This is a genomic window from Janthinobacterium sp. TPC_1 (genome assembly GCF_056037845.1).
Genome location: NZ_CP195157.1, coordinates 4,381,628 through 4,403,160, shown reverse-complemented (window position 1 = coordinate 4,403,160; position 21,533 = coordinate 4,381,628). Strand labels below are relative to the sequence as shown.

The following is a 21,533-nucleotide window of genomic DNA, read 5'->3' as shown; positions in this document are numbered from 1 at the left end:
GCGGTCGTTCGTTCACGGAAACGATGTTTTCCGTACCCGTCACGGCCGGGCCGCGCATGGCGTCGCGCTGGCTGTCGAGCGCCGTCGTCTTGCCATCGTCCTCGATGACGATGGCCGTCGTGGCACCGCGGCCCACGGTGACGGCCGCGTCGCTGCCCAGGGCGTTCAGGTGCACGGTGCCGCGCGTGGCCGCCGTGGTGGAAGCGAGCACCACGCCTTCCTGGCGCACGTCGCGCCCGGCCAGGGTGACGTCGCCTTCGCGTGCCTGGATCAGGCCCGTGTTGACGACCTTGCCTGCCGTGCCGCCGACCGCAAACTGCGGCGTGACTTCGCTGCCGCGCGTGGTCGACAGCGGATTGCCGTCCGTGCCCACGCCTTTTTTGATGGTAAAACTGTCGCCGGCGGCCAGCAGGGCCTGGCCCTTGGGCGTGCTGATCTCGCCCCCGTTGTGGACTTCCTTGCCCAGCAGCATCACATAACCGCCGCCCTCCGTGCTGCCCTTGGGCGCATTGCTGGCCCAGGCGCGCGCCCGCCTGCACCTGCACCTTGCCGCCCGCGTCCGTAAAAGTCGTGGCGCCGGCCGTGCCGGCGCTGTAGATGCCGTTTTTCTGGAATTGCGCATCGCCGATGCGGGCCGCGGCCGCCACCAGGCTGCGCGTGTCGACCTGGCTCGTGCCGCTAAACACGATGCCGTTGCGGTTGACCAGCAGCACCGTGCCATCGGCCTTGATCTGGCCCTGGATCTGGCTGGGTCGGGCTTGCGGATCGTTGACGCGGTTCAGCACGGCCCAGTCCTTCTGTTGCTGGAACGTCAGGGTCGTGTCCTTGCCCACATTAAACGTTTCCCAGTTCAGGATGGCCCTGTCCGCCGTCTGCTGCACTACCACGGCCGTCTTGCCGTTCGCCACCGTCTGCACGGGACCCTGGGCATTGAGCCAGCCGGCCGTCAGGCTGTTGGTGTCGACCTGCAAGCCGCCTTGCGCCAGGCCGTTCGGCACGCTGGCGCCGCCGGCGGCAGGCCTGGCGCGCCTGCGCCTGGGCCGCTTGCTGCGCGGCGATGGCGCGCGCGGCCAGATTCAGGTTGTTGAGCGAGCGCTGCAACTGCTGATTGGCCTGCTGTTGCTGGCCCTCGGGGCGGCTGCCCAGGGGCAGCGGCTGGCCATTCGGCAGGCGGCCCGAGCTGGCCGCCGTATTCTGGTTCGCCCCCTTGGCCGCGAACCAGCCGCCGCTGAACGACTGCTGCGCGCGGGCCGGCGTGGTGAAGGCGCCCGCCATCAGCATGGTGGTCAGCGCGTAAGCGAGCGGCGTGAGCCGCAAGCGGCTGCCCAGCGTGGAGCTACGCTGCGCGCCCGTGTCGACGTTTGGGACGGGGCGCTGGGCAGTGTGAAACTTGGTCATGGCAATGGTTTCCTGGCTAGAGAGTAGGGAACGGAGCCTGGCGGTAGCGCAGGCGTCCATGCCTCCATGACGTAGCTCGATGACGGAAGGGATAATGTTTTCTGAAAAATATTATTAATATTTTCAAATAAGCCCGTCAAAGGAAAACCCGGAATCAGCTGAGCAAGACGATGCCGCCTGGCAAGCTGGTCATTTGCGCGCCATACAGGTCGCGTATCATCGCCAGCGCGCCATCGGTTTGCCCGATGGAAAAGCGCATGCGCACGAGGCGGCGGCCCAGTTCGGCATTGCGCAGCAGCACGCGACCGGGCCGGTAGCGGTTGATTTCATCGACGACATCGGCCAGCGGCTTGCCGACGAACGACAGCGCGCCCGTGCGCCAGGCGCTGGCCTCGCCCTTTGCTGCGGCCGTGGCGGCCTGCACGCCCCGCTCGTCGTACGCCAGTTGCTGCCCCGCGTCCAGGGTCACGCGCCGCTGTTGCCAGACGACTTCCACGGCGCCCGCCAGACAAGTGACGCAGACGGCGTCGTCCGTGTGGCGCACATTGAAGCGGGCCGACTGCGCCAGCAGGCGCCCCGCTCCCGCCACCACGCTGACGGGCTGGCGCGCGCGCCGCTGGCGAGGATTTCCGCCTCGCCGCCCAGCAGTTCGATGGACTCGGGCGCCCGCACATCGATGCGCGTCTGCGTATTCATCTGCACCGTCATCTGCTGCGACACGGCCACCTGCCGCTGCTCGCCCGTGCCCGTGCGGTAGTCGGCATTCAATTCCTGCAGCGACGGCCAGGCGCCCAGCGGCGGACGCAGGGCCAGCACGGCCACGCCGGCCGCCAGCGCGCCGCCAAGGAAGGCGCGCCGCCCGGGGCGCAGCGGAAACGCCAGCACGTTTTCACGTTGTGGCGCGGCGGCGGCGCGGGTCAAGGCGGGATCGAGCGCCTGCCACACTTGCCTGAGTTCGCGCCAGGCGCGCGCATGGTCGGGGCTGAGCGCGCACCAGGCGCGCAAGGCGTCGGCATCGGCTTGCGTGAAATCATCGGAGCGCAGCCGCGCCCACCAGGCGGCGGCTTGCTGGCCGATGGCAGCGTCGCTGCCGGCACGATTAAAAGGGGCGCGTTGATCGCGGTCAGGAGCAGTCATGAGATTCATCAATATTTACGGCGGCCCGACACATCGCTGCGCTGGACGGCCTCGGCGTCGGCCATGCACGTTTTACAGTGTTGCATGGCGGCCTGCAATTCTTTCTTCACCATCGCCACGGAAATGCCGAAGCGCTCGGCGATGTCCGCATTCAGCATGCCGTCGATGCGCGCCGCCGTCAGGATGGCGCGGCGGCGCGGCGACAGGCCCGCCAGCGCCGCGTCGAGCGCCTGCACGTCGAGCCGCGCCGAGACGATGCGCGCCGGGTCGCTGATGTCGTCGCCGGGTTCATCGGCCATGTGCATCAGCTCGTCGCGTTCGCGCTCGGTGACGATGATGCGGTCGCGGCGGTAGGCATCGGTGGCGATATTGGCCGCCATGCGCAGCAGGTAGGCGTCGGGATTGTGGACGGGCGCGGCGGCCGAGCCCGGCGCCACCATCGCTTCGAGGCGCAGCCAGGTTTCCTGCAGCGCATCGGCCGCATGGTGCTTGCAGCCGACGACCCTTTCCAGGCGCCAGCGCAGCACGGCGTAGCGCGAGCTGAGGTGGCCTTTCAGCCTGGTGCGCAGGTCGGGCAGGCTCATGGCGCGTTTCTGCCCGGCGCGCCAGGGGCGCAATCGACTTCGCTGCCCGGCCCTTGCGGCAGCAGCAGGATGGAAACGGGCTGCGGCATCGACGGCAGCGGCGCGGCGCCCACGCGCATGCCCAGCACCACGCGCGCAATCGCCGTGTCGCGCGCGCGCAAGCCCGTGCTGTCGAGCAGGTGCACGCGGTCGACGACGCCGGCGCGGTTCAGATACAGCTGCAGCGCCAGCCGGTAGCCGCCGGGACGCGTCTGCGCCGCGCGGCACAGCAGCCCCAGCAGCACGTGCTGCAGACGGCTGACATAGGCCAGGTGGTCGCCGCCGCCCTGCGCGGCGCCCGGGATGTCGGCGGCGGCCACGACGGCGGCCGGCGGCAAGTCCGCTGCGGCCAGCGCTGAAGCCGCGGCCGGGGCATACACGATGACGGCTTGCGCGTCGGACAGGCGCGATTGCAGGCCCGTGCCCTCCAGCAAGACTTGCAGGGCCGCTCCGGCCGCGTATGCACCGCGCACGGCGGCCGACTGGCGCTGCGCGTAGCGCTGGTCCATCAGCACGGCGATGCCCGTGCGGCGGCTGTACAGGTCGAGCGCGTCGCCCAGGTTTTGCGCGGCGATATCGAACTGCAGCACGGGGCCGTCGGCCGGCTGCGCCCGCACTGGCCCCACCGCGGCCAGGAAACCCAGCAAAACCAGGTATCCCGCCAGCGCAAGCACATGGACGGATGCCGGGCTGCCTGTCATATCGCTATCGTGTCGCTATCGTGTGAGAAGTAAAGCAGGACGCCTGGGGGTGTTCAACATTAACAATCCTTGCGTCAACTGCAACAGGCTACACAGCAAACATGACGGCTTCGTGACATGCCTATCACCAATAAATTTCGCCATGCGGGACAGCCGGCGCGGCAATGATTTCAGCTACACTGGCTGTCACTTTCCCTTTCAGACGCCTGATGATCGAAAAGAACCTGCCCGAGCTGGCCATGCTGAAGCGCCTCATCGACGAGGGCGGCAGCCACCTGGAAGTGGCCGCGCCCTGCAGCATCGCCATGGATGGGCGCGAGTTTCCCGTGTACACGATTGCGCTGGGCAATCCGAGTCCCGACGTGCCCGTGCTGGGCTTGTTTGGCGGCATCCACGGCCTCGAACGCATCGGCACGCAAGTCATCCTGTCTTTCCTGGAAAGCCTGGTCGCCCGCCTGCGCTGGGATGCCACCCTGCACCAGCAGCTGGAAAGCATGCGCCTCGTCTTCATGCCGCTGGTCAATCCGGGCGGCATGTGGCAAGCCACGCGCTGCAATCCGCGCGGCGTGGACCTGATGCGCAATGCGCCCTTGAGCGCGCGCGAAAAAGTGCCGTTCATGCTCGGCGGCCAGCGCTACAGCGCCCGCCTGCCCTGGTACCGGGGCGCGGCGGATGGCGCGATGGAGCTGGAAAGCCGGGCCGTGTGCGACCTCGTCGAGCGCGAATTGCTGTCGCGCCAGTTCAGCATCGCCCTCGATTGCCATTCCGGCTTCGGCTTGCGCGACCGCATCTGGTTTCCCCACGCCCACACCAAGGTGCCGATAGCACACCTGGCCGAGATCGGCGCGCTGGAAGAGCTGTTCAGCCAGAGCTACCCCAACCACAACTACGTGTTCGAGCCGCAAAGCCGGCAATACCGCACGCATGGCGACCTGTGGGATTATCTGTATTTGAACGGCACCAGCTACACGGGCCGCGTGTTCCTGCCGCTGACCCTGGAAATGGGCTCGTGGCTGTGGGTCAAGAAAAATCCGCGCCAGCTGTTCAACCGGGTCAGCATCTTCAATCCCACGGCCGCGCACCGCCTGCAGCGCGTGCTGCGCCGGCACATGGTGTGGTTCGATTTCCTCATGCGCGCCGCCAGCAGCCACGGCCGCTGGATGCCGGAAGGCTTGCTGCGCAAGGCGCAGCGCCGGCGCGCCCTGGCGCAATGGTACGAAGCATGAACCCGCCCACCTGGATTTTATTGCGCGGCCTGATGCGCGAACAGCGCCACTGGGGAACCTTTCCCGCCACGCTGGCGCGCGCCCTGCCCGGCGCCCGCATCGTCACGCCCGACCTGCCCGGCAACGGCACGCGCCACGCGCAGGACAGCGCCACCCGCGTGGCCGCCATGGTGGAAAGCTGCCGCCAGGACTTGCTGGCGCGCGGCATCGCCCCGCCCTACCGCCTGCTGGCCCTGTCGCTGGGCGGCATGGTGGCCGTGGAATGGGCCAGCCGCTACCCGCAGGAAATCGCCCGCTGCGTACTCATCAACACCAGCATGCGGCCATACAGCCCGTTTTACCGGCGCCTGCGCTGGCAAAACTACGGCGCCCTGCTGCGCCAGCTGCTGGTCGGCGACGCAGCCAGCCAGGAAGCGCTGATCTTGCGCCTGGAGCCGCCGGCATGCTGGCGGCGACCCCGCGCTGCTGGCCAACTGGCTAAGTTTCCAGCAGGAATACCCCGTCAGCCGCCGCAACGCGCTGCGCCAGCTGCTGTCGGCCGCCCGCTACCGCGCTCCCGCCAGCCGTCCCGCCATGCCCGTGCTGGTGATGGCCGGCGCGCAAGACCAACTGGTCGACCACCGCTGCTCGCAGCGGCTGGCGCGCGCCTGGCAAGCCGATTGCCTGATCCACGGCGACGCCGGACACGACTTGCCGCTGGACGAAGGCGAATGGGTGGCGCAGTCGGTAGCGCGCTGGCTGGGCGAGGAAGTGACGGAGCATGGCGGCACAGGGCAGTCATCATGCGGATAACAAGCGGCAGTACAGAGCAACTGGCAGCGCTGGCAGAGGCCGGCGTGCAGGGGCGGATTTTCCCTGGGGCGGCCTGGGCCGTGGGCGGCATCGGCCAAGGCGTGGCGGGCGCGGCCGGGCGGCTCACGCCCGGGCCAGACAGTGCCGAAATGCAAATCGATACCTTGTTCGATATCGCTTCCTTGACCAAGATCATCAGCGTCTGGTCGCTGACGGGACGCCTGGTAAAGCAGGAACGCCTGGGCATGGACAGCCGGCTGGCCGACCTGTTGCCCGGCACCCACGGTTATGCGCTGGCGCCCGTCACGATTTTCCAGCTGCTCACGCATACGGCCGGCCTGCCGCTGCGCGCCCGCCTGCGCGCCAGCTATGGCGAGGCATACGACGATATCGTGCGCGGCGTGCTGCGCGAGCCGCTGGAAGGCAAGCCGGGCCGGGCCGTGGAATACACGGACCGCGCGGCCCTGATCCTCGGCCTGGTCATCGAGCGGCTGCTGGACATGCCGCTGGACCAGGCCCTCGCAGAGCATGTCCTGCGGCCGCTGGGCATGGCCGCCACGGGCTATGGCCCGCTGGCGCCAGGGCGCGGCAGGCAAGTCGCGCCGACCGAATACTGCGAGCAGGCGGGCGCCCCCTTGGCCGGCGTGACGCATGATTTTTCGACCCGGCTGCTGGGCGGCGTGTGCGGCATTTCCGGGCTGTTTTCCAATGTGCCGGACCTGCAGCGCTTCCTGCGAGCGATGCTGGCCCAGCAAGGCGAGGTGTTCAATGCCGGCTGGGTAAGGGATTCGCTGACGGTGCAGACGGGCACCCTGAACCCGTCGCGCGGCCTGTTCTGGCATCCGGCGGCAGGCACGGGGCCGGAAGACGATGTCTGGTGCCACCTGGGTTTCACGGGCACGGCCATGTGGATCAGCCCCCGGCGCGGCCGTTATGCGGTGCTGCTGACCAATAAGCTGTATTACACGCGCGATTTCGCCAGGATCAACGCGCTGCGGGGCGACTTCATGCGCTGCGCCTTCGATCTTTGAGTTTTACAGCCGCAGGCTGACGATAATCGCCAGCAGCAGCGCGCCGGCCGCCGCCAATAGTGCGCTGTTGAAACTGTGCGACTGCGCATACAGGCTGCCGGCCAGCACCGGGCCGATGATCTGGCCCACGCCATACACCACCGTCATGATGGCCATCATGTTCGTGCCTGCCCTGACGGCGGCCCGCTGCGCGGCCGGCATGGCGATGGTCACCGTGCCGACGAACGTGCCGCCGACGAGGATGGCGCTGAGCAGGTAGCCGGCGGCCGACGGCGCCAGCACGGGCAAGGCCACGCCCAGCGCCTGCATCAGCAAATTGAGCCTGAGCGCCCGGCGCGTGCCCAGGCGCTCGTGCAGCCGGTGCCACAGGAAGCACGACGGCGCCGCGCCGAGGCCGAAGACGGCCCACACGTGGGCGGAATTGAGCCCGGGCAAGGCCGCGCCGACCAGCACGGGCAAGTAGGTGGCCGTGACGATGTAGCCGAGTCCCGCCAGCCCATAGATCAGCACCAGCGGCCAGGGCGACACGGGCGCCAGGGTCGATGCAACGGTTTGCGGCGGCGCGTCCGGCGTCGCCTGGCCGCCTGCGCCAATGGCGGGCGCGGCCCAGCCCCCCAGCAGCACGGTGACGCCGGCCAGCAGCAGCCACATGCCGGCGCTGTGCCAGCCCAGCTGCGATGCCAGCACCAGCAATTCGGCCGACACGGCAATGCCCGCGCCCACGCCCGCGTACAGCAGCGGCGCGCCGCGGCCATGCCCGCGCTGCACCAGCAGCCACAGCGAGGCTGCCACCATGGCCAGGGCGCTGAACACGCCCGCCGCGCCCCGCACGGCCACGATGAGCCAGACGGGCATCGGCAAGGCCAGCACGCCCAGACACAGCGCCGTGCCGGCCACCGACCACAGGCACAGCCGGTGCGCGCCGGGCGCCCGCGCGCGCATGGCCAGGATGGCCCCCAGCAAATAACCGGCATAGTTGGCCGAGGCGGCCAGGCTGCCGTCGCGCAAGCTCAAGACGCCTTCGCCCACCATGTGCGGGTAGATGGCCGTGAAGGCAAAGCGGCCAAAGCCCATGCCGATGGCAAGAATGGCCGCCGCGGCGATGGCCGCACGCAGCCTGGCCGCCTCGCTCACGGCGCCGCCTCGCCCAGTTGCGCCAGCAAGTGCTGGAACGCGGGCACGTCGAAGCCCGCGCGCCACACGAGCACGGTGTCGGCTTGTCCTGCGGAAATAGTCGCCAGGCTGGCCGGCGCGTCCGACAGCGCCAGCACGCTGGCCGGCAGCACGGTCACGCAGGCGCCGGCCGCCACGCAAGCGATCATGGTGTGATACGAACTCAGCTCCTGCACGCGCCACTGCGTGCTGCCGGCCACGCCCAGCAGCTCTTCGGCGATACCGCGATAAGTGCAGCCCTGGGGAAAGGCCGCCAGCGAGCGCGTGCGCACGTCCGCGGGGCGCCGCGCCTGCCCTTCGCTGGCCGGCAGCAGCAAGCACAGTTCCTCGCGCCATACGGCGGTTGACGCCAGGCCCAGCTCTTCCAGCGCGGCGGCGCCGCCGAACGCTGGCGGCAAGGCGACAAAAGCGCAGTCGAGCAAGCCCGTGCGCGCACCTGCTCGATCAGGGGCCGCGACGGCCCCGTGCTCAGCGCCAGGCGCGTGTCCGGATGGCGGGCGTGATACGCGGCCAGCAGCGCCGGCAGGCGGCTGGCCGCCGTGCTTTCCATGCTGCCCACGCGCAAGGTGCCGCCCTCGCGCCCGCCCGTGACGACGTGGCGGGCTTCTTCCGCCAGCGCCAGCAAACGCCGCGCATATTCGAGAAAGCGCTCGCCCGCCGCCGTCAGCGCCATGCGTTTATTGGTGCGCACGAACAGCTCGGCGCCGATATCGGCTTCCAGCTGCTGGATGCGCGTGGTGACGCTGGACGGCGCGCGGCCCAGCCGGGCTGCGGCCTGGGTGACGCTCAGTTCACTCGCCACGGCACAGAAAATCGTCAGGGATTCCATGTCCATCATGTTCTCGCTTTAAGAATTATCATGCTATTATATTCTCAAAATAAGAATTGAATGCGGCATCCTCAACTTGATGAAGGAAACATCATGACTTCAATCCAGCGCTTCCTCGACCGTCTCGGCTTGCAGCACCCCATCATCCAGGCGCCGATGGCGGGCGTCTCCACGCCGCGCATGGCCGCCGCCGTCTCGCATGCGGGCGGCCTCGGTTCGCTGGCCATCGGCGCCGGCACGGTGGCGCAGGCGCGCCAGACGATCGAGGAAACCCGCGCGCTGACGGACCGCCCCTTCAACGTGAATGTGTTCTGCCACGCGCCGGCGGTACGCGATGCGCGGCGCGAAGCGGCCTGGCTGGCCCACCTGGCGCCCCTGTTCGCGGAGCTGGGCGCGCCCGTGCCTGTGGCACTCGATGAGATATATCAAACCTTTCTCGGCAATGAGGCAGCGTTTGCCCTGCTGCTGGAACTGCGCCCCGCCGTCGTCAGCTTCCATTTCGGCTTGCCGGCGCAGCCGCAGATCGCCGCCCTGCGCCAGGCCGGCATCTGCACGATGGCCACGGCCACCAATCTGCGCGAGGCGCAGCTGATCGAACAGGCGGGCGTGGACGCCATCGTGGCGCAGGGCGTGGAAGCGGGCGGACACCGGGGCGCGTTCGACCCGCAGGCGCCCGACGAGCGCCACAGCACCAGCGTGCTGCTGCGGCTGCTGGCGGGCCGCACTACGCTCCCCCTGATCGCCGCCGGCGGCATCATGGATGGACAAGGCATCCGCGCCGCGCTGGACCTGGGCGCCGCAGCCGCCCAGCTGGGCACGGCCTTCGTGCTGTGCCCGGAATCGTCGGCCAATGCGGGCTACCGCGCCAACCTGCAAAGCGCGCGGGCCGCAAGCACGCGTTTGACCAGCGTGCTCTCGGGCCGCCTGGCGCGCGGCATGGTGAACCGTCTGATCGAACACGGCGAAGCGCCCGGCAGCCCGCCGCCGGCCGATTATCCCGTCGCCTACGATGCCGCCAAGCAATTGAACACGCTGGCGAGCCGTCACGGCGACAGCGAATTCGCCGCGCAATGGGCAGGCCAGGGCGCGCCGCTGCGCGCGCGCGAAATGGGGGCGGAGGAGCTGGTGTTGACTTTGGCCAGGGAAATGGCTGCTTGAGTCAGCATGCTTTTGAGATGAATGCCGCCAGGGCTGCTATGCCACAGGCCGCATGTTATCTGGAGATGGCAAAGTGGCCCGGCGCTGCGGCTACACTGTAGTGTCCGCTTTCGCCCCAAAGCAGACATAGATCTGACGCATTCGACATATGCCACCGCAGCAGATTAAGCGTCGTGATAAACAACGCCGTATGTGTCGAACATAGCTCCAGCTAGCTCGACCATGCTTAAGCCGCTGCGCTCCCAAAAAAACAGAAAGTACTCCAACTTGTCGTAAGGTGCTTCAGCGTCCATGCCGTGCAGCGCACAAATCGTGGTTCTGATACGCAACACCTCAGGGTCATCCGACATATCGCGTCCTCGGATGGTCTCCCAAAGCCTCATCCGGACAGCTAAGGCCTCGCTATCCGTTGCCGCGCCCTCAAGATATCGTTTAGCAGCCAAAACAGAAGACTGCGCGGTAACGGGTAGACATTCGATCACCCGAGCCAGGGCGTTAACCATAAAGCGTTGAGCATCACCGTGCTCTACCGGATCATCCAGATCAACGGTGGATGAAATAACATCAAAAGGATCACGGTGAGACATGCTGACTTTCTGAGTAAAGCTTAATTGGTCAATTGCCGACTGTCCGCTCCTGGCCGAAGTCAGCCCCCACCGCCGACCATGACTAGCTTACTTGGCGGAATTATTGCCACGGGTAGAAATGCGATAAAGCGTCTCGCTGTATGGCAGTCGCGCAACTATTCTCGCCTTCGCAGCGACGGCGCCAAGGGTGGTTCCACGGCATAGCAAGCTGACCTGGCCCGCATTACGTTCACACATCGCATCGGGACTGTCGATGAAGTTGGTCTTGCCGAGACGAGGAAAAACAATCGTCATCCCGCCAGGCAGGCTCTCAACAGGTGGAACGACAAAAATCGTCAATTGGGTATAAATAACGATAGAGGTAGCAATCAAAATCGCTAATGAAACCATTGCTCGCTTGCTCATTTGTCAGGAAATGAAGATTGCCAGAATTGCTCATAATACAATAATTTACAACAATAATACTCTCCGATTCTCACACGAAAAAAACGCCGGCTATAGCTGCCTGCTGCCGACATCTGCGAGCGCCCCCGCTACGGCAACCGGTGCCGGAACGTCGGCTCGATATTGCGCGCGTGCAGCCAGCGCACGATGTCTTCCAGCGTGGCATCCTGCAGCAGCAAGCCAGGCTGGGCGACGGGCATGATCGCCGGCAATGGCCCGGGAACGGGCGCAGGCGCGGGCACGGCGTCAAGCAGCCCCGCATGTCCCTGCAATTTCGCCAGCGCCTGTGCGAACTGGGCTGGATTGATGCTGCGCAAGCTTTCCAGGAAGCCCAGCTGGGCGGCCGGTGGCGGCGGCATGTCCAGGCCCGGTTCGTCGACGAAGGCGGCGCCCATGCTGGGGTGGATGAAGGCGGCCCCCACTTGCCCGACGGCTGCAAACACGGCGGCAGCGCCGCCCGTTCCACGTAGTCTGGCGGCGCGACGGCGAGGATATCGGTCGAGGCGGGTAAAAAGGTGGAACGCAGCAGCTGCACGAACTGGCGCGCCTGGGCGGCGGGCACGGGCGTGGCCAGCGACAGCCACAGCTGGAACGCCGTGCCCGAGATGCTGACGGCGGGCGCCGGCAAGTCCAGCTCGTGCTGCACGGCATTGGCGATCGTGCACAGCGCGCTCCAGTGCGCTTCGCCGCCGCCCTTGCCGCCAAACTCCAGCACCAGCGCGCGCGCCAGGCCGCGTTCGCTCACCAGTTGCACCGCCACCGTCTGTTCGCCCGCCAGATGGCGCGCCAGCACGGCCGGCGTCAACGGCTGGACGCCGCCCTGCGCATCGACGTAGTGCTGCTGTTCCTCGAACAGGTACAGGCGGGTGAGTTCGGAAATCAGTTTATGCATGGGCGGCCTCGTAATAACGTTGAGCAACACTTGTCAACGTGACCCGATTATAGCCTCCCCGCCCCTTGGCGCGCTCGTCCTCCCGGCCCGAAACACCAGCCAGCTGGCCACGGCGAACAGGCAGGCGGCCACGCCGCCGTACAGCATCACGGCGCCAAAGCCTTGTGCCAGCGCAAGTTTCGCCACGCCGGCCGGCAGCGCGCCGGCGCCCTTGCCTGCCGACAAATCCTCCGCCATGGCGCGCAAGGTAGCCGCATCCAGTCCGCCGGGTACATGCTGACGCAGGGCCGACTGGATGGCAGCGACGAGAATAAAGCCCATCAGCGCGATATTCACCGACAGGCTGATCATGCGCGCGCTGATGTCGATGCCGGACGCCATGCCCGCCCGCTCGCCCGGCACGGCGGCCGTCGTCGTGTTGGTGACGGGCGTATTCGTCAAGCCCAGGCCCGTGCCGGCCAGCAGGCAGCCGGGCAGGATGGTCAGCCAGGTGGCAGTTTCGGCACGGCTGCCCCACAACATCAGCAGGAAACCTGCGCCGATGGCCAGCAAGCCGGCGGGAATGACCGCATCGGCCCGGTAGCGCAGCGCCAGCCGCTCGGCCAGCGGCGGCATGAGCAAGGTGGGCACCGTGTAGGCCAGCAGGGTCAGGCCCGTGCCCAGGCTGCCGTAGCCGAGGCCATATTGCACGTACAGGGGCAGATAAATCATGAAAGGCCAGAAACTGCAATTCATGCCCGCCGAACCGAGCAAGGCGCCCGAGAAACGGCGGATGCGAAAGACGGAAAAATCGATCATCGGCTCAGGCTGGCGCCGTTCGATGACGGCAAACGCGGCAAAACCGGCCAGCGCCACGGCCAGGCTGGCCACGCTGCGCGGGTCGGAAAATCCCAGGGCCGGCCCCTGCGTGATGCACCACGCCAGGCTGAACACGGCCAGCGACAGGGTGGCGATGCCTGTCACGTCCAGCTTGCGCCGCTGCGGATCGCGCGATTCCGTCACGCCCAGGCCCGCCAGCAGCAGTGCGACGACGGCCAGCGGCCCGTGCACGAGAAATACCCATTGCCAGCTGGACAGCGCGACGATGGCCGCGCCGATGATGGGGCCAAAGCCCAGGCCCAGGCCAAACACGATGCCCCAGGCGCCAAACGCCCTGCCCCGCGCGGCGCCGGCCGGGAACTGCTGCGACAGCACGGCCACCTGGCAAATCAGCATGGCGCCGCCGGCCATGCCTTGCAGTGCGCGCGCGGCGATCAGCACGCCCGTGCTGCCGGCCCAGCCGCATGCCAGCGAACTGAGGCCGAACAGCGCCAGACTGGCCAGCAGCAAGCGTTTTCGGCCATAGCGGTCGGCCAGGGTACCGGTTGCCATCAGCACGGTGGTGCAAAGCCAGCGTGTAGGCGTTCATAATCCATTGCAAGTCCTTGAAACCGCCATGCAGCACGGTTTCCAGGGTGGGCAGGATGACGGGCACGCTGGAAATTTCCAGGCCAAACATGAGCGAGGCCAGGCACACGGCGGCCAGGGTCAGTGCATTTTGTTGCGAAGTAGTCGGTAGCATCGAAGCCTTGATGTCGGTAGTCATGGAGGGGCGCGTAGAGACGGCGCACCGCGAGCCGCCATTCTAGAAAGCCTCGACTCATGAGGGAAATGATAAAATTTTGTACAATTCATTCATTTTCTTCATGAATCACGGGAAACCCATGGACTTCGATACCGCCCTGCTGCGCGCCTTTGTGGCCGTGCACGACACGGGCGGCTTTACGCGCGCCGCCGAACGGCTGCACCTGAGCCAGTCCGCCATCAGCCACCAGATCCGCCGCCTGGAAGATCAGGCGGGCACGGCGCTGCTGGTGCGCACGACGCGCAGCCTGCGCCTGACGGAAGATGGCGAGGATTTCCTGCGCCACGCGCGGCAGATCCTGGCGGCCCAGGATGCCCTGTCGCGGCGCTTCCAGCGTTCCTCGATCGCCGGCGCCGTGCGCTTCGGCGTGCCGGAAAATTTCATGGGCGCGCGCCTGCCGGCCCTGCTGGCGCAGTTCGCGCACCTGTTTCCCGCCGTGCGCCTGGACGTGACGGTGGGCACTTATCTTGATTTGCAGAAACTGGTCGCGGCCGATGCGCTGGACCTGGCCGTCATCATGGCCCCGGCCGATAGCGGCGACGAGGCGGCCGTGCTGCGCCGCACGCGCTTCGTCTGGGCCGCGGCGCACGATTTCCGCCACGACGGCGCGCTGCCCCTGCCGCTGGCGTTTTCACCGGCGCCGTGCATGCACCGGCAAGTGGGCGTCGATGCCCTCGAGAGCGCCGGCCTGGACTGGCGCGTGGCGTTCACCTCGCCCAGCCAGCAGGGCTTGCGCGCCGCCGTGCTGGCTGGCTTGGCGATCACGGCCCTGCCGCAAGGCGACCTGGAAGCGGGCATGGTCGTCATCGATGAGCAGTTTGGCTTGCCCGCCCTGCCCGCTGCTCAGTTCCAGTTGCTCCGGCGTGCCGCCAGCCAGACGGCGGCGGCCGAAGCGTTCGGCCAGATGCTGCGCGAATGGTCGGCCGCGGCGCTGGCTTGACGCTGCGCGCTGTCCTGTTCTACCGGACGACGCCCGAGGCGGCGCCAGTGGCATCTGTACCGGCACGCCGTCAGCCGGCCCAGCCCCGGCTTCCTGAACAACATTACTCATAGCTGATCGTGAACGTCGCCGACGCATTCGCCGGACCCGGCGTCACATTGGCCCCGGTCTGCAGGTAGCGCGCGCGCAGGGGGATGGTATAACTGCGGTCACTGGCGCTCAGGGTCAGCCCGCTGCTGCGCTTGATAGCCAACGGCAGCGGCGTGCCGGCCGTGGTCGCCACCTGCACGCCGATGCCGCTGGCGGCAGGAGGACGGCCCGCAGGGCTGGGATCGAGGCCCAGCACGCCATTGGCCGGGTTGATCGCGGCGCCGGCTGGATCGATGCGGTACTGCAGGCTGTTATTGTCGCTGGTTCCGCTGCCACCCGTGCCTCTCGGCGGGCTGCCGCTTTGCGAGACCCAGCTGGCAGGAGTCTTGTTCACTGTGCCATGGAAGGCCGGGCAATTGTTCAAGGAAATGGAAAAATCCGTCCACCCTGTGGCGCTGTTGACCCCGGTCAATGCCTTGGGCCGGTGCGTGCCCATGGACACCGCCACATCCGGCGTGCGGCAGGTGCGCGAGACAATCTGCAGACTGCCGGAGACGCCCATCTTGAATCCCAGCACTCTCGCATCGCCGAAATTGCCGAACAGGCTGACGGTCGGCAGTGAGTCGCCCCGCAGCACGCCCGGTGCCACGTCGCCCAGCTTGATCAATATCAATTCAAAATTGGCAGGCCCATCAAAAGGAACAATGCAGCGATAGCCCGCTTCACAAGTGGTCCATACCTTGCCTGTCTGTCTGGGCAGCAGACCGCCCGTACTGTTGAAGGCAACCCCCAGTCCCGCAATGCTGGTTTGGTAGACTTTACCGGCATACATCCCGCTGGTCCAGTTGGCCTGGCCGGAACCTGCCTCAACCATAAACTCGGTAAATTGTTGATACGGAGGATACAGGCACTCCGCTCTCACCGCCTGGCCGCCGGCCATGTTGAATGTCTGGCGATACACTTCGGTGCCCACCGGCACATCGCGCCCGACAGTGATCGCCGAGACCTGCAGCGGCATGGCGCCCACCGCCGGCTGGATTCCGTTCATGTAGGTGCAGGTGACCGCGAAGGCCGGGCCGGTCGCTGCCCACAGTAGCGCGGCGGCCACCCCCGATTTGACCAAAGAGCCAATATTCATAACGGTACCTTTACGATGTTGATTGGTGCAACTTACTGAGATTGCATGCGGTACATCAAGGATTTGATGAGGGCGCCCGGAGCTCTAGCGGCCATGGCCGCACGCCCGCAGGCGACCTGGCCGGCTTGCGCTTCCAGTCCGTTCCTGGAAGCCCCTTTCTTGGCCGCGCTCCTGTGTCATTGCGGGGTGAAGTGTAAAACCCCTGCAACTCAAGCAATATAGGAGCACTCCGAAAAATGCGGCGGCCGCAGGGCCCGGACGGTTGCTGCGTGAACGGTCAGCCGCGCCGGCGGCATGACAGCACCAGCAGCAAGGCCAGCGCCAGCATGACGGCCGCGCTGCCCAGGGCCACGGTGACGCGGTGCGCCAGCAGCGGCACGCCCGCCAGCTGGCCCGCGCCAACAGCCGAGATCGCCACCAGCGTCGCCAGCCCCAGCGAACTGCCCAGCTGGTGCGCCACGTTGACGATGCCAGATGCCGCGCCCGCATCCCGCGCCGGCACGCCGGCCACGCCGGCCGCCGTCAGGGGACTCAGCGCCATGCCCTGCCCCGCACCGATCAGCACCATCGGCAGGGCCACGCCCAGCCAGTACGCCGTGTCCGCGCCGACACGGCTCAGCCATGCCATGCCCAGCAGGGTCAAGCCCAGTCCCATGGCCAGCAGGCGCACATTGCCGAAGCGCCGCGTCAAGCGCGGCACGCACAGGGCGACGGCAAAGTTGACCAAAGTCATGGGCAGGAAGGCGAGGCCCGTCAACGATGGCGGATAGCCGAGCACCACTTGCAAAAATTGCGTGGTGAAAAAGAAGAAGCCGATCATGGCGCCCAGGAACAGCACCCTGGCCCCGTACGCAGCGTTGCGTTGCCTATCGGCAAATAGCCTCAGCGGCAGGATCGGTTGCGCGGCGCGCCGCTCGATCAGTATGAAAGCGGCCAGCAGCAGCACGCCCGCCGCCAGCGCGCCTTGTGTCAAGGCATCTCCCCAGCCGGCGCCGGCCGAGCGGATCAAGCCATACACGAAGGCCGACATGCCAAAGGTCGAGCTGGCGGCGCCGGCCACGTCGAACGAGCCCCGGCTGCGGTCACTTTCCGCAATGAAACGGCGCGCGGCCACCAGCATGGCCGCGCCGATGGGCAGGTTGAGGAAGAAACCGACTCTCCACGACAGCCATTCGGCCAGCACGCCGCCCAGCACCAGGCCCACGCTGGCGGCGATGCCGGCCACGGCGCTGTACAGGGCGATGGCCCGCGTGCGTTCGCGCCCCTCCGCAAACGTGGTTTGCAGCAGTGCCAGGGTCGACGGCGCCAGGATGGCCGCGCCCGTGCCCTGGATGGCGCGCGCGGCGATCAGCATGGCTGGCGACTGCGCCAGGCCGATGGCCAGCGACGCCACGGTGAACAGCGCCAGGCCCAGCTGCAGCATCCTGCGCCGGCCGAAAACGTCGCCGGCGCGCGCGGCCAGCAGCAGCAAGCCGCCAAACGTCAGCGTATACGCGCTTTGCACCCAGGCCAGGCCCGTGTCCGTAAAGCCCAGTTCCTGATGGATTTTCGGCAAGCCCGTCAGCACGATGGACGTGTCGAGCACGATCATCACATAGCTGACGAGAATGATGGCGAGGATGGCCGCCTTGTGCGGCGCGGCGGCGTGAGCGGGGAGATTTTTCATGCCGCCACTGTATGCCTTCCCCATTACCATGAATAGATGCTAAAGTCCGCATGAACTTATTAGCAGGATTAATGAATGGCACAAACCAACTTCAACGACATCCTCGCCTTCGTGGCCGTGGCCCGCGCCGGCAGTTTTACCCGGGCGGCGGCCAAGCTGGGCGTGTCGCAGTCGGCGCTGAGCCAGACGGTGCGCGCGCTGGAAGAACGGCTCGGTCTACGCCTGCTTGTGCGCACCACGCGCAGCGTCTCGCCGACCGAAGCGGGCGAACAGCTGCTGCGCACGGTGGCGCCCCGCTTCGACGAGATCGAGGCGGAACTGGCCCTGCTCAGCGAACGGCGCGACAAGCCGGCCGGCAACATCCGCATCAGTGCGGGCGAACATGCGGCGCTGACCGTCCTGCAGCCGGCCATCGCCCGCTTGCTGCCGCACTACCCGGACATCCACATCGAAGTCGTCGTCGACAATGGCATGACCGACATCGTTGCCGCCCGTTGCGACGCGGGCGTGCGCCTGGGCGAGCAAGTGGCCAAGGACATGATCGCCATGCCCATCGGCCCCGATTTCCGCATGGCCGTCGTCGCCTCGCCCGCGTATTTCAGCCGCCATCCGCCGCCGGCCACGCCGCAGGACTTGATGGCGCACAATTGCATCAACATGCGCCTGCCGACATTGGGCGGCCTGTATGCCTGGGAATTTGCCAAGGATGGGCAGGAGCTGAAAGTGCGCGTGGAAGGACAGATGATCTATAACAACATGGCCATGCGGCTGCATTCGGCGCTCGATGGCCTGGGGATAGCCTGCATGGCGGAAGATGTGGTACAGCCTTACGTCGCCGATGGCCGCCTTATCCGCGTGCTCGACGACTGGTGCCCCGCGTATGCGGGCTACAAGCTGTATTACCCGAGCCGGCGCCACCCCTCGCCCGCGTTTACCTTGCTGCTCGACACCTTGCGCTATCCCCGGCTTTGAGCCAGCGCAAGGCTACACCGGGCGTCAACGGCGAACCACACGAACACGCGTTTACCGTGCGGCGGCACAGGACTATAGTGGCTGCTTTCCCACCCTTTCAAGGATCGCCATGAAACTCTTCTACTCGCCGGGTGCCTGCTCGCAGGCACCGCACATCCTCCTGCGCGAAACGGGGGCGGCCTTCACCCTCGTGAAGGTCGACCTGGGCCAGCACCGCACGCAGGAAGGCGGCAATTACTACGACCTCAACCCGAAAGGCCAGGTGCCGCTGCTGGCCCTCGACGATGGCACGACCCTGAGCGAAGGCCCCGTCATCGCCCAGTACATCGCCGAACGGGCCGGCAGGCAGGATTTATTGCCGCCCGTAGGCAGCCCGGCCCGCTACAAGGTGCTGGAATGGCAGAATTACATCACGTCCGAACTGCACAAATCGTTCAGTCCCCTGTTCGATCCCCGCTTCGACGCCGCCACCAAGGCCTTGTTCGTCGAGCAACTAGGCAAGAAGTACAAGTATGTGGACAGCCGCCTGGAAGGCCGTGCCTATCTGACGGGCGACACCTTCACCGTGGCCGACGCCTATATGTTCGTCGTCACCGGCTGGGCGCCGAACGTGGGCGTGGATTTGTCCGCGCTGGCGCATCTGCAAGCCTTCCTGGCAAGAGTGGGCCAGCGCGACAGCGTCAACGCTGCTCGGGAAGCGGAAGGCTTGCAGAAAAGCGCTTAAAAGCAGTGTTGCGGCGCCGGGAAGGCCTGTGCCTTGACGGCCGCCACATAAGCACTGAACGCGCCGGCGATGCTGGCCTGCCCCGTCATGAAGTCGCGCACGAAGCGCGCCTTCTTGCCGGGAAACACGTTGAGCATATCGTGCATGACGAGTATCTGACCCGAGCAACCGGGGCCGGCGCCGATGCCGATGGTGGGAATGGCCAGCAGTTCCGACACCGCCTTGCCCAGCGCGGCCGGAATGGCTTCGAGCAGCAATAGCGCAGCGCCAGCCGCCTGCAGGGCCAGCGCGTCGGCTTGCAAGATTGCCGCGCTTTCCGCCGTCTTGCCCTGTACCTTGAAGCCGCCCAGCTGATGCACGGACTGCGGCGTCAACCCAGGTGGGCGAACACGGGGATGCCCCGCTCGGTGAGAAAGCGCACGGTTTCGCACAGCCAGCTGCCGCCCTCCAGCTTGACCATGTGCGCGCCCGCCCGCATCAGCTGGACGGCGTTGGCATACGCCGCCTGCGGCGTGGCATAGCTGCCGAACGGCATGTCGGCCGCCAGCACGGCCGTCCGGTTGCCGCGCGCCACGCTGGCCGTGTGGTAAGCAATGTCGGCCACGCTGACGGGCAAGGTCGTGCCTTGCCCTTGCACCACGTTGCCCAGCGAATCGCCGACCAGCAGCAGTTCCACGCCACAGGCATTCATCAGGGTGGCGAAACTGGCGTCATAGCAAGTCAGTGCAGCAATTTTTTGCCCCGCAGCGCGCATGCCCAGCAAGGCTGGCACCGTCAACGGGGGACTCCGCGGCAAAATTTCACTCTGGTCTGGGGCGGGCATGGTCTTCATTTCATTAAGTTAGGTTTTTTCGGACTTGCCGTGCATCACCATGATGGTTTGCTGCATCAGCGCGCACAGGGTTTCCTTGTCATCCTTGACGGCAAACACTTCGGCCTGCGTGACGATCAGCGTGCGGCCGGGACGCACCACCTTGCCGCGCGCAATCAGTTTCTCGCCATCGGCGGGCGCCAGCAAATTCATCTTGTATTCCACCGTCAGCACGGACGCGCCGTCCGGCACCATCGTCATGGCCGCGTAACCCGCGGCCGAGTCCGCGATCATGCCCACCACGCCGCCGTGCACGAAGCCGTGCTGCTGCTCGATGCCGCTCCAGTGCGGCACATGGATTTCCGTGCTGCCGTGCGCCACCATGGGCAGGCTGGCCCGGATCAGGGTCATGGCGTTCTGCAAATCAAAACTGGCGCGGACTCGGTCGGCGAATTGCGGGTCGGGAAGTCGTGTCATGGTGAAATACTTTCTCAAGTGAACAGAAAAAAGAACTTATGGCACCACTCTACCCTGCTTCTTGCGCGGCGCGAACAATACGGTCAGGGTGCCGCAGGCACTGACCAGCACGATGCCGGCCAGCAACACGCCGGACAGCGGCGTCAGGATTCCTTGTTGCAGAGTCATCATTATCAACGGTGCGGCTTTTCTTGATATAGTGAGAATCCGACACTCCCTCCTTCAGTACAGCCAACCACAATGCCCGTGCCCACCACAAGACATCTGCTGCTGGCCCCCTACCGCGGTGCCCTGCCAGCCGCCATCTGCTTTCGCAGCGCCGCCATGCCCGCCGCAGGAATTTATCCCAGCCACAGCCACTCCTGGGGCGAGTTCGTGTATGCGCTGAGCGGCGTGGTGGAAGTGCTGGTGGCCGGAAAACACTACCTGGTGCCGCCCCAGTACGGAATCTGGCTGCCGCCCCGCGTGGCGCATACGGGGCAGAACCGCCATCCCGCCTGCCACAGCTCGCTGTATGTGAGCGAAGCACTGTGCGGGGAGTTGCCCGCCGCGCCATGCGCGCTGGCCGTCACGCCTTTCGTGCGCGCCATGCACGAGCACTTGCGCAGCCATCCGCCCGGCATGCCGCAGACGATTCATGAAGAGCGCCTCTTGCAGGTCTTGCTGGACCAGCTGGCGCGCGCCGCACCCGTGGGCAGCTATCTGCCCAGCTCGGATGACCCCATGCTGGGCAAGGTGCTGGCCATGCTCGACAGCACCCCCGGCGATGACCGCCCGCTGGCCGCGCTGGCGCAAGCCGTCAACACCACGGAGCGCACGCTGATGCGCCGCTGCCAGCGCGACCTGGGCATGAGTTTTGCCCAATGGCGCGCGCGGTTGCGCGTGATCAAGGCCATGGCCATGCTGGAAGCGGGCCAGACGGTGGAAAGCATCGCCTTCGACCTGGCATACGCCAGCTCCTCTGCCTTTATCACCATGTTCCGCAAGGTGACGGGCGAGACGCCGGACGAGTACCGGCGGCGCAGCGCCTAGCCGCACTCGCCAGGCGCCCGCAACCACGCCCACTGTGCGAAAATGCCCGCCTTCGCCATTGCCGGACT

At 66.6% G+C, this 21,533-nt stretch carries 21 protein-coding genes and 6 pseudogenes; 9 read left to right on the top strand and 18 right to left on the bottom strand.

The genetic code is table 11. The features are described 5' to 3' along the window. Positions 1-23: 23 nt before the first annotated feature. Positions 24-479: a hypothetical protein gene (locus ACQVLG_RS21570; protein WP_474295895.1), complete on the top strand. Its 456-nt coding sequence runs from the start codon at positions 24-26 to the stop codon at positions 477-479. A gap of 93 nt (positions 480-572) precedes the next feature. Here ACQVLG_RS21570 and ACQVLG_RS21565 read toward each other — a convergent pair. The 6 genes and pseudogenes from ACQVLG_RS21565 to ACQVLG_RS21540 all read right to left on the bottom strand — a co-directional run. Then, a pseudogene (locus ACQVLG_RS21565) lies at positions 573-881 on the bottom strand (two-partner secretion domain-containing protein); the annotation flags it as partial. After that, positions 835-1,398, bottom strand: coding sequence for a hypothetical protein (locus tag ACQVLG_RS21560; protein WP_474290932.1), 564 nt, complete (start codon positions 1,396-1,398; stop codon positions 835-837). The pseudogene ACQVLG_RS21565 and the gene ACQVLG_RS21560, both read right to left, overlap by 47 nt. Before the next feature lie 154 nt (positions 1,399-1,552). Beyond that, positions 1,553-1,894, bottom strand: coding sequence for a FecR family protein (locus ACQVLG_RS21555; RefSeq protein WP_474290931.1), 342 nt, complete (start codon positions 1,892-1,894; stop codon positions 1,553-1,555). Further along, positions 1,864-2,535, bottom strand: a complete 672-nt coding sequence (locus tag ACQVLG_RS21550; RefSeq protein WP_474290930.1) for a DUF4880 domain-containing protein — start codon at positions 2,533-2,535, stop codon at positions 1,864-1,866. The genes ACQVLG_RS21555 and ACQVLG_RS21550 overlap by 31 nt, the downstream gene beginning before the upstream one ends. 8 nt (positions 2,536-2,543) lie before the next feature. Further along, positions 2,544-3,119: an RNA polymerase sigma factor gene (locus ACQVLG_RS21545; RefSeq protein ID WP_474290929.1), complete on the bottom strand. Its 576-nt coding sequence runs from the start codon at positions 3,117-3,119 to the stop codon at positions 2,544-2,546. Then, positions 3,116-3,859, bottom strand: coding sequence for an STN domain-containing protein (locus ACQVLG_RS21540; protein ID WP_474290928.1), 744 nt, complete (start codon positions 3,857-3,859; stop codon positions 3,116-3,118). Before ACQVLG_RS21540 ends, ACQVLG_RS21545 begins: the two co-directional genes overlap by 4 nt. Before the next feature lie 209 nt (positions 3,860-4,068). On the opposite strand from ACQVLG_RS21540, the gene ACQVLG_RS21535 reads away from it, so the two are divergent. The 3 genes and pseudogenes from ACQVLG_RS21535 to ACQVLG_RS21525 all read left to right on the top strand — a co-directional run bounded on the left by ACQVLG_RS21535 (position 4,069) and on the right by ACQVLG_RS21525 (position 6,908). Further along, positions 4,069-5,085, top strand: coding sequence for a M14 family zinc carboxypeptidase (locus ACQVLG_RS21535; protein WP_474290927.1), 1,017 nt, complete (start codon positions 4,069-4,071; stop codon positions 5,083-5,085). Continuing rightward, a pseudogene (locus ACQVLG_RS21530) lies at positions 5,082-5,877 on the top strand (alpha/beta fold hydrolase). The gene ACQVLG_RS21535 and the pseudogene ACQVLG_RS21530 overlap by 4 nt, the downstream one beginning before the upstream one ends. After that, positions 5,796-6,908 carry a serine hydrolase domain-containing protein gene (locus ACQVLG_RS21525; protein WP_474290926.1) on the top strand — a complete coding sequence of 371 codons (1,113 nt, stop codon included), beginning with the start codon at positions 5,796-5,798 and terminating at the stop codon, positions 6,906-6,908. Before ACQVLG_RS21530 ends, ACQVLG_RS21525 begins: the two are co-directional and overlap by 82 nt. A gap of 3 nt (positions 6,909-6,911) precedes the next feature. On the opposite strand, the gene ACQVLG_RS21520 is transcribed toward ACQVLG_RS21525, so the two are convergent. Continuing rightward, positions 6,912-8,042 carry a YbfB/YjiJ family MFS transporter gene (locus ACQVLG_RS21520; protein ID WP_474290925.1) on the bottom strand — a complete coding sequence of 377 codons (1,131 nt, stop codon included), beginning with the start codon at positions 8,040-8,042 and terminating at the stop codon, positions 6,912-6,914. Next, positions 8,039-8,916, bottom strand: a pseudogene (locus tag ACQVLG_RS21515) (LysR substrate-binding domain-containing protein). The gene ACQVLG_RS21520 and the pseudogene ACQVLG_RS21515 overlap by 4 nt, the downstream one beginning before the upstream one ends. 87 nt (positions 8,917-9,003) lie before the next feature. Between ACQVLG_RS21515 and ACQVLG_RS21510 the strand changes: the two are divergent. Next, the gene (locus tag ACQVLG_RS21510; RefSeq protein WP_474290924.1) at positions 9,004-10,068 is read left to right on the top strand and encodes an NAD(P)H-dependent flavin oxidoreductase; all 1,065 of its coding nucleotides are present in this window, start codon (positions 9,004-9,006) and stop codon (positions 10,066-10,068) included. 164 nt (positions 10,069-10,232) lie between these two features. Here the strand turns inward: ACQVLG_RS21510 and ACQVLG_RS21505 are convergent, their stop codons facing one another. The 5 genes and pseudogenes from ACQVLG_RS21505 to ACQVLG_RS21485 form a co-directional block, all read right to left on the bottom strand. After that, a complete protein-coding gene (locus ACQVLG_RS21505) occupies positions 10,233-10,655 on the bottom strand; it encodes a hypothetical protein (protein ID WP_152615268.1) in 423 nt (140 codons plus the stop codon). Between the two features lie 87 nt (positions 10,656-10,742). Continuing rightward, a complete protein-coding gene (locus tag ACQVLG_RS21500; protein WP_474290923.1) occupies positions 10,743-11,060 on the bottom strand; it encodes a hypothetical protein in 318 nt (105 codons plus the stop codon). A 128-nt stretch (positions 11,061-11,188) separates the two neighbouring features. Continuing rightward, complete coding sequence (locus ACQVLG_RS21495; protein WP_474295893.1) at positions 11,189-11,542, bottom strand: hypothetical protein; 354 nt, start codon at positions 11,540-11,542, stop codon at positions 11,189-11,191. A 131-nt stretch (positions 11,543-11,673) separates the two neighbouring features. Next, a pseudogene (locus ACQVLG_RS21490) lies at positions 11,674-11,991 on the bottom strand (hypothetical protein); the annotation flags it as partial. Positions 11,992-12,024: 33 nt separating this feature from the next. Then, positions 12,025-13,552: pseudogene (locus tag ACQVLG_RS21485) on the bottom strand (MFS transporter). Positions 13,553-13,694: 142 nt separating this feature from the next. Between ACQVLG_RS21485 and ACQVLG_RS21480 the strand changes: the two are divergent. Further along, a complete protein-coding gene (locus ACQVLG_RS21480) occupies positions 13,695-14,555 on the top strand; it encodes a LysR substrate-binding domain-containing protein (protein WP_474290922.1) in 861 nt (286 codons plus the stop codon). A gap of 103 nt (positions 14,556-14,658) precedes the next feature. Here the strand turns inward: ACQVLG_RS21480 and ACQVLG_RS21475 are convergent, their stop codons facing one another. Next, positions 14,659-15,783, bottom strand: a complete 1,125-nt coding sequence (locus ACQVLG_RS21475) for a fimbrial protein (protein WP_474290921.1) — start codon at positions 15,781-15,783, stop codon at positions 14,659-14,661. A 277-nt stretch (positions 15,784-16,060) separates the two neighbouring features. Next, on the bottom strand, positions 16,061-17,449 hold the full coding sequence (locus ACQVLG_RS21470; protein ID WP_474290920.1) for an MFS transporter: 1,389 nt from the start codon (positions 17,447-17,449) through the stop codon (positions 16,061-16,063). Between the two features lie 75 nt (positions 17,450-17,524). Here ACQVLG_RS21470 and ACQVLG_RS21465 point away from each other — a divergent pair, with 75 nt between their 5' ends. Together ACQVLG_RS21465 and gstA are read left to right on the top strand one after the other, a co-directional pair. After that, on the top strand, positions 17,525-18,421 hold the full coding sequence (locus ACQVLG_RS21465) for a LysR family transcriptional regulator (RefSeq protein ID WP_474290919.1): 897 nt from the start codon (positions 17,525-17,527) through the stop codon (positions 18,419-18,421). 109 nt (positions 18,422-18,530) lie between these two features. After that, positions 18,531-19,145: a glutathione transferase GstA gene (gene gstA / locus ACQVLG_RS21460; RefSeq protein WP_474290918.1), complete on the top strand. Its 615-nt coding sequence runs from the start codon at positions 18,531-18,533 to the stop codon at positions 19,143-19,145. Here gstA and panB read toward each other — a convergent pair. The 3 genes and pseudogenes from panB to ACQVLG_RS21445 all read right to left on the bottom strand — a co-directional run bounded on the left by panB (position 19,142) and on the right by ACQVLG_RS21445 (position 20,604). Further along, positions 19,142-19,977 (bottom strand): annotated as a pseudogene (gene panB, locus ACQVLG_RS21455) (3-methyl-2-oxobutanoate hydroxymethyltransferase). The gene gstA and the pseudogene panB sit on opposite strands and share 4 nt — an antisense overlap. Positions 19,978-19,986: 9 nt before the next feature. Then, positions 19,987-20,433 (bottom strand): PaaI family thioesterase, encoded by a 447-nt coding sequence (locus tag ACQVLG_RS21450; protein ID WP_474290917.1) that lies wholly within the window; start codon positions 20,431-20,433, stop codon positions 19,987-19,989. Between the two features lie 36 nt (positions 20,434-20,469). After that, positions 20,470-20,604 (bottom strand): hypothetical protein, encoded by a 135-nt coding sequence (locus tag ACQVLG_RS21445; RefSeq protein ID WP_474290916.1) that lies wholly within the window; start codon positions 20,602-20,604, stop codon positions 20,470-20,472. Positions 20,605-20,673: 69 nt separating this feature from the next. Between ACQVLG_RS21445 and ACQVLG_RS21440 the strand changes: the two genes are divergently transcribed. After that, a complete protein-coding gene (locus ACQVLG_RS21440) occupies positions 20,674-21,465 on the top strand; it encodes an AraC family transcriptional regulator (protein WP_474290915.1) in 792 nt (263 codons plus the stop codon). Positions 21,466-21,533: the final 68 nt, after the last annotated feature.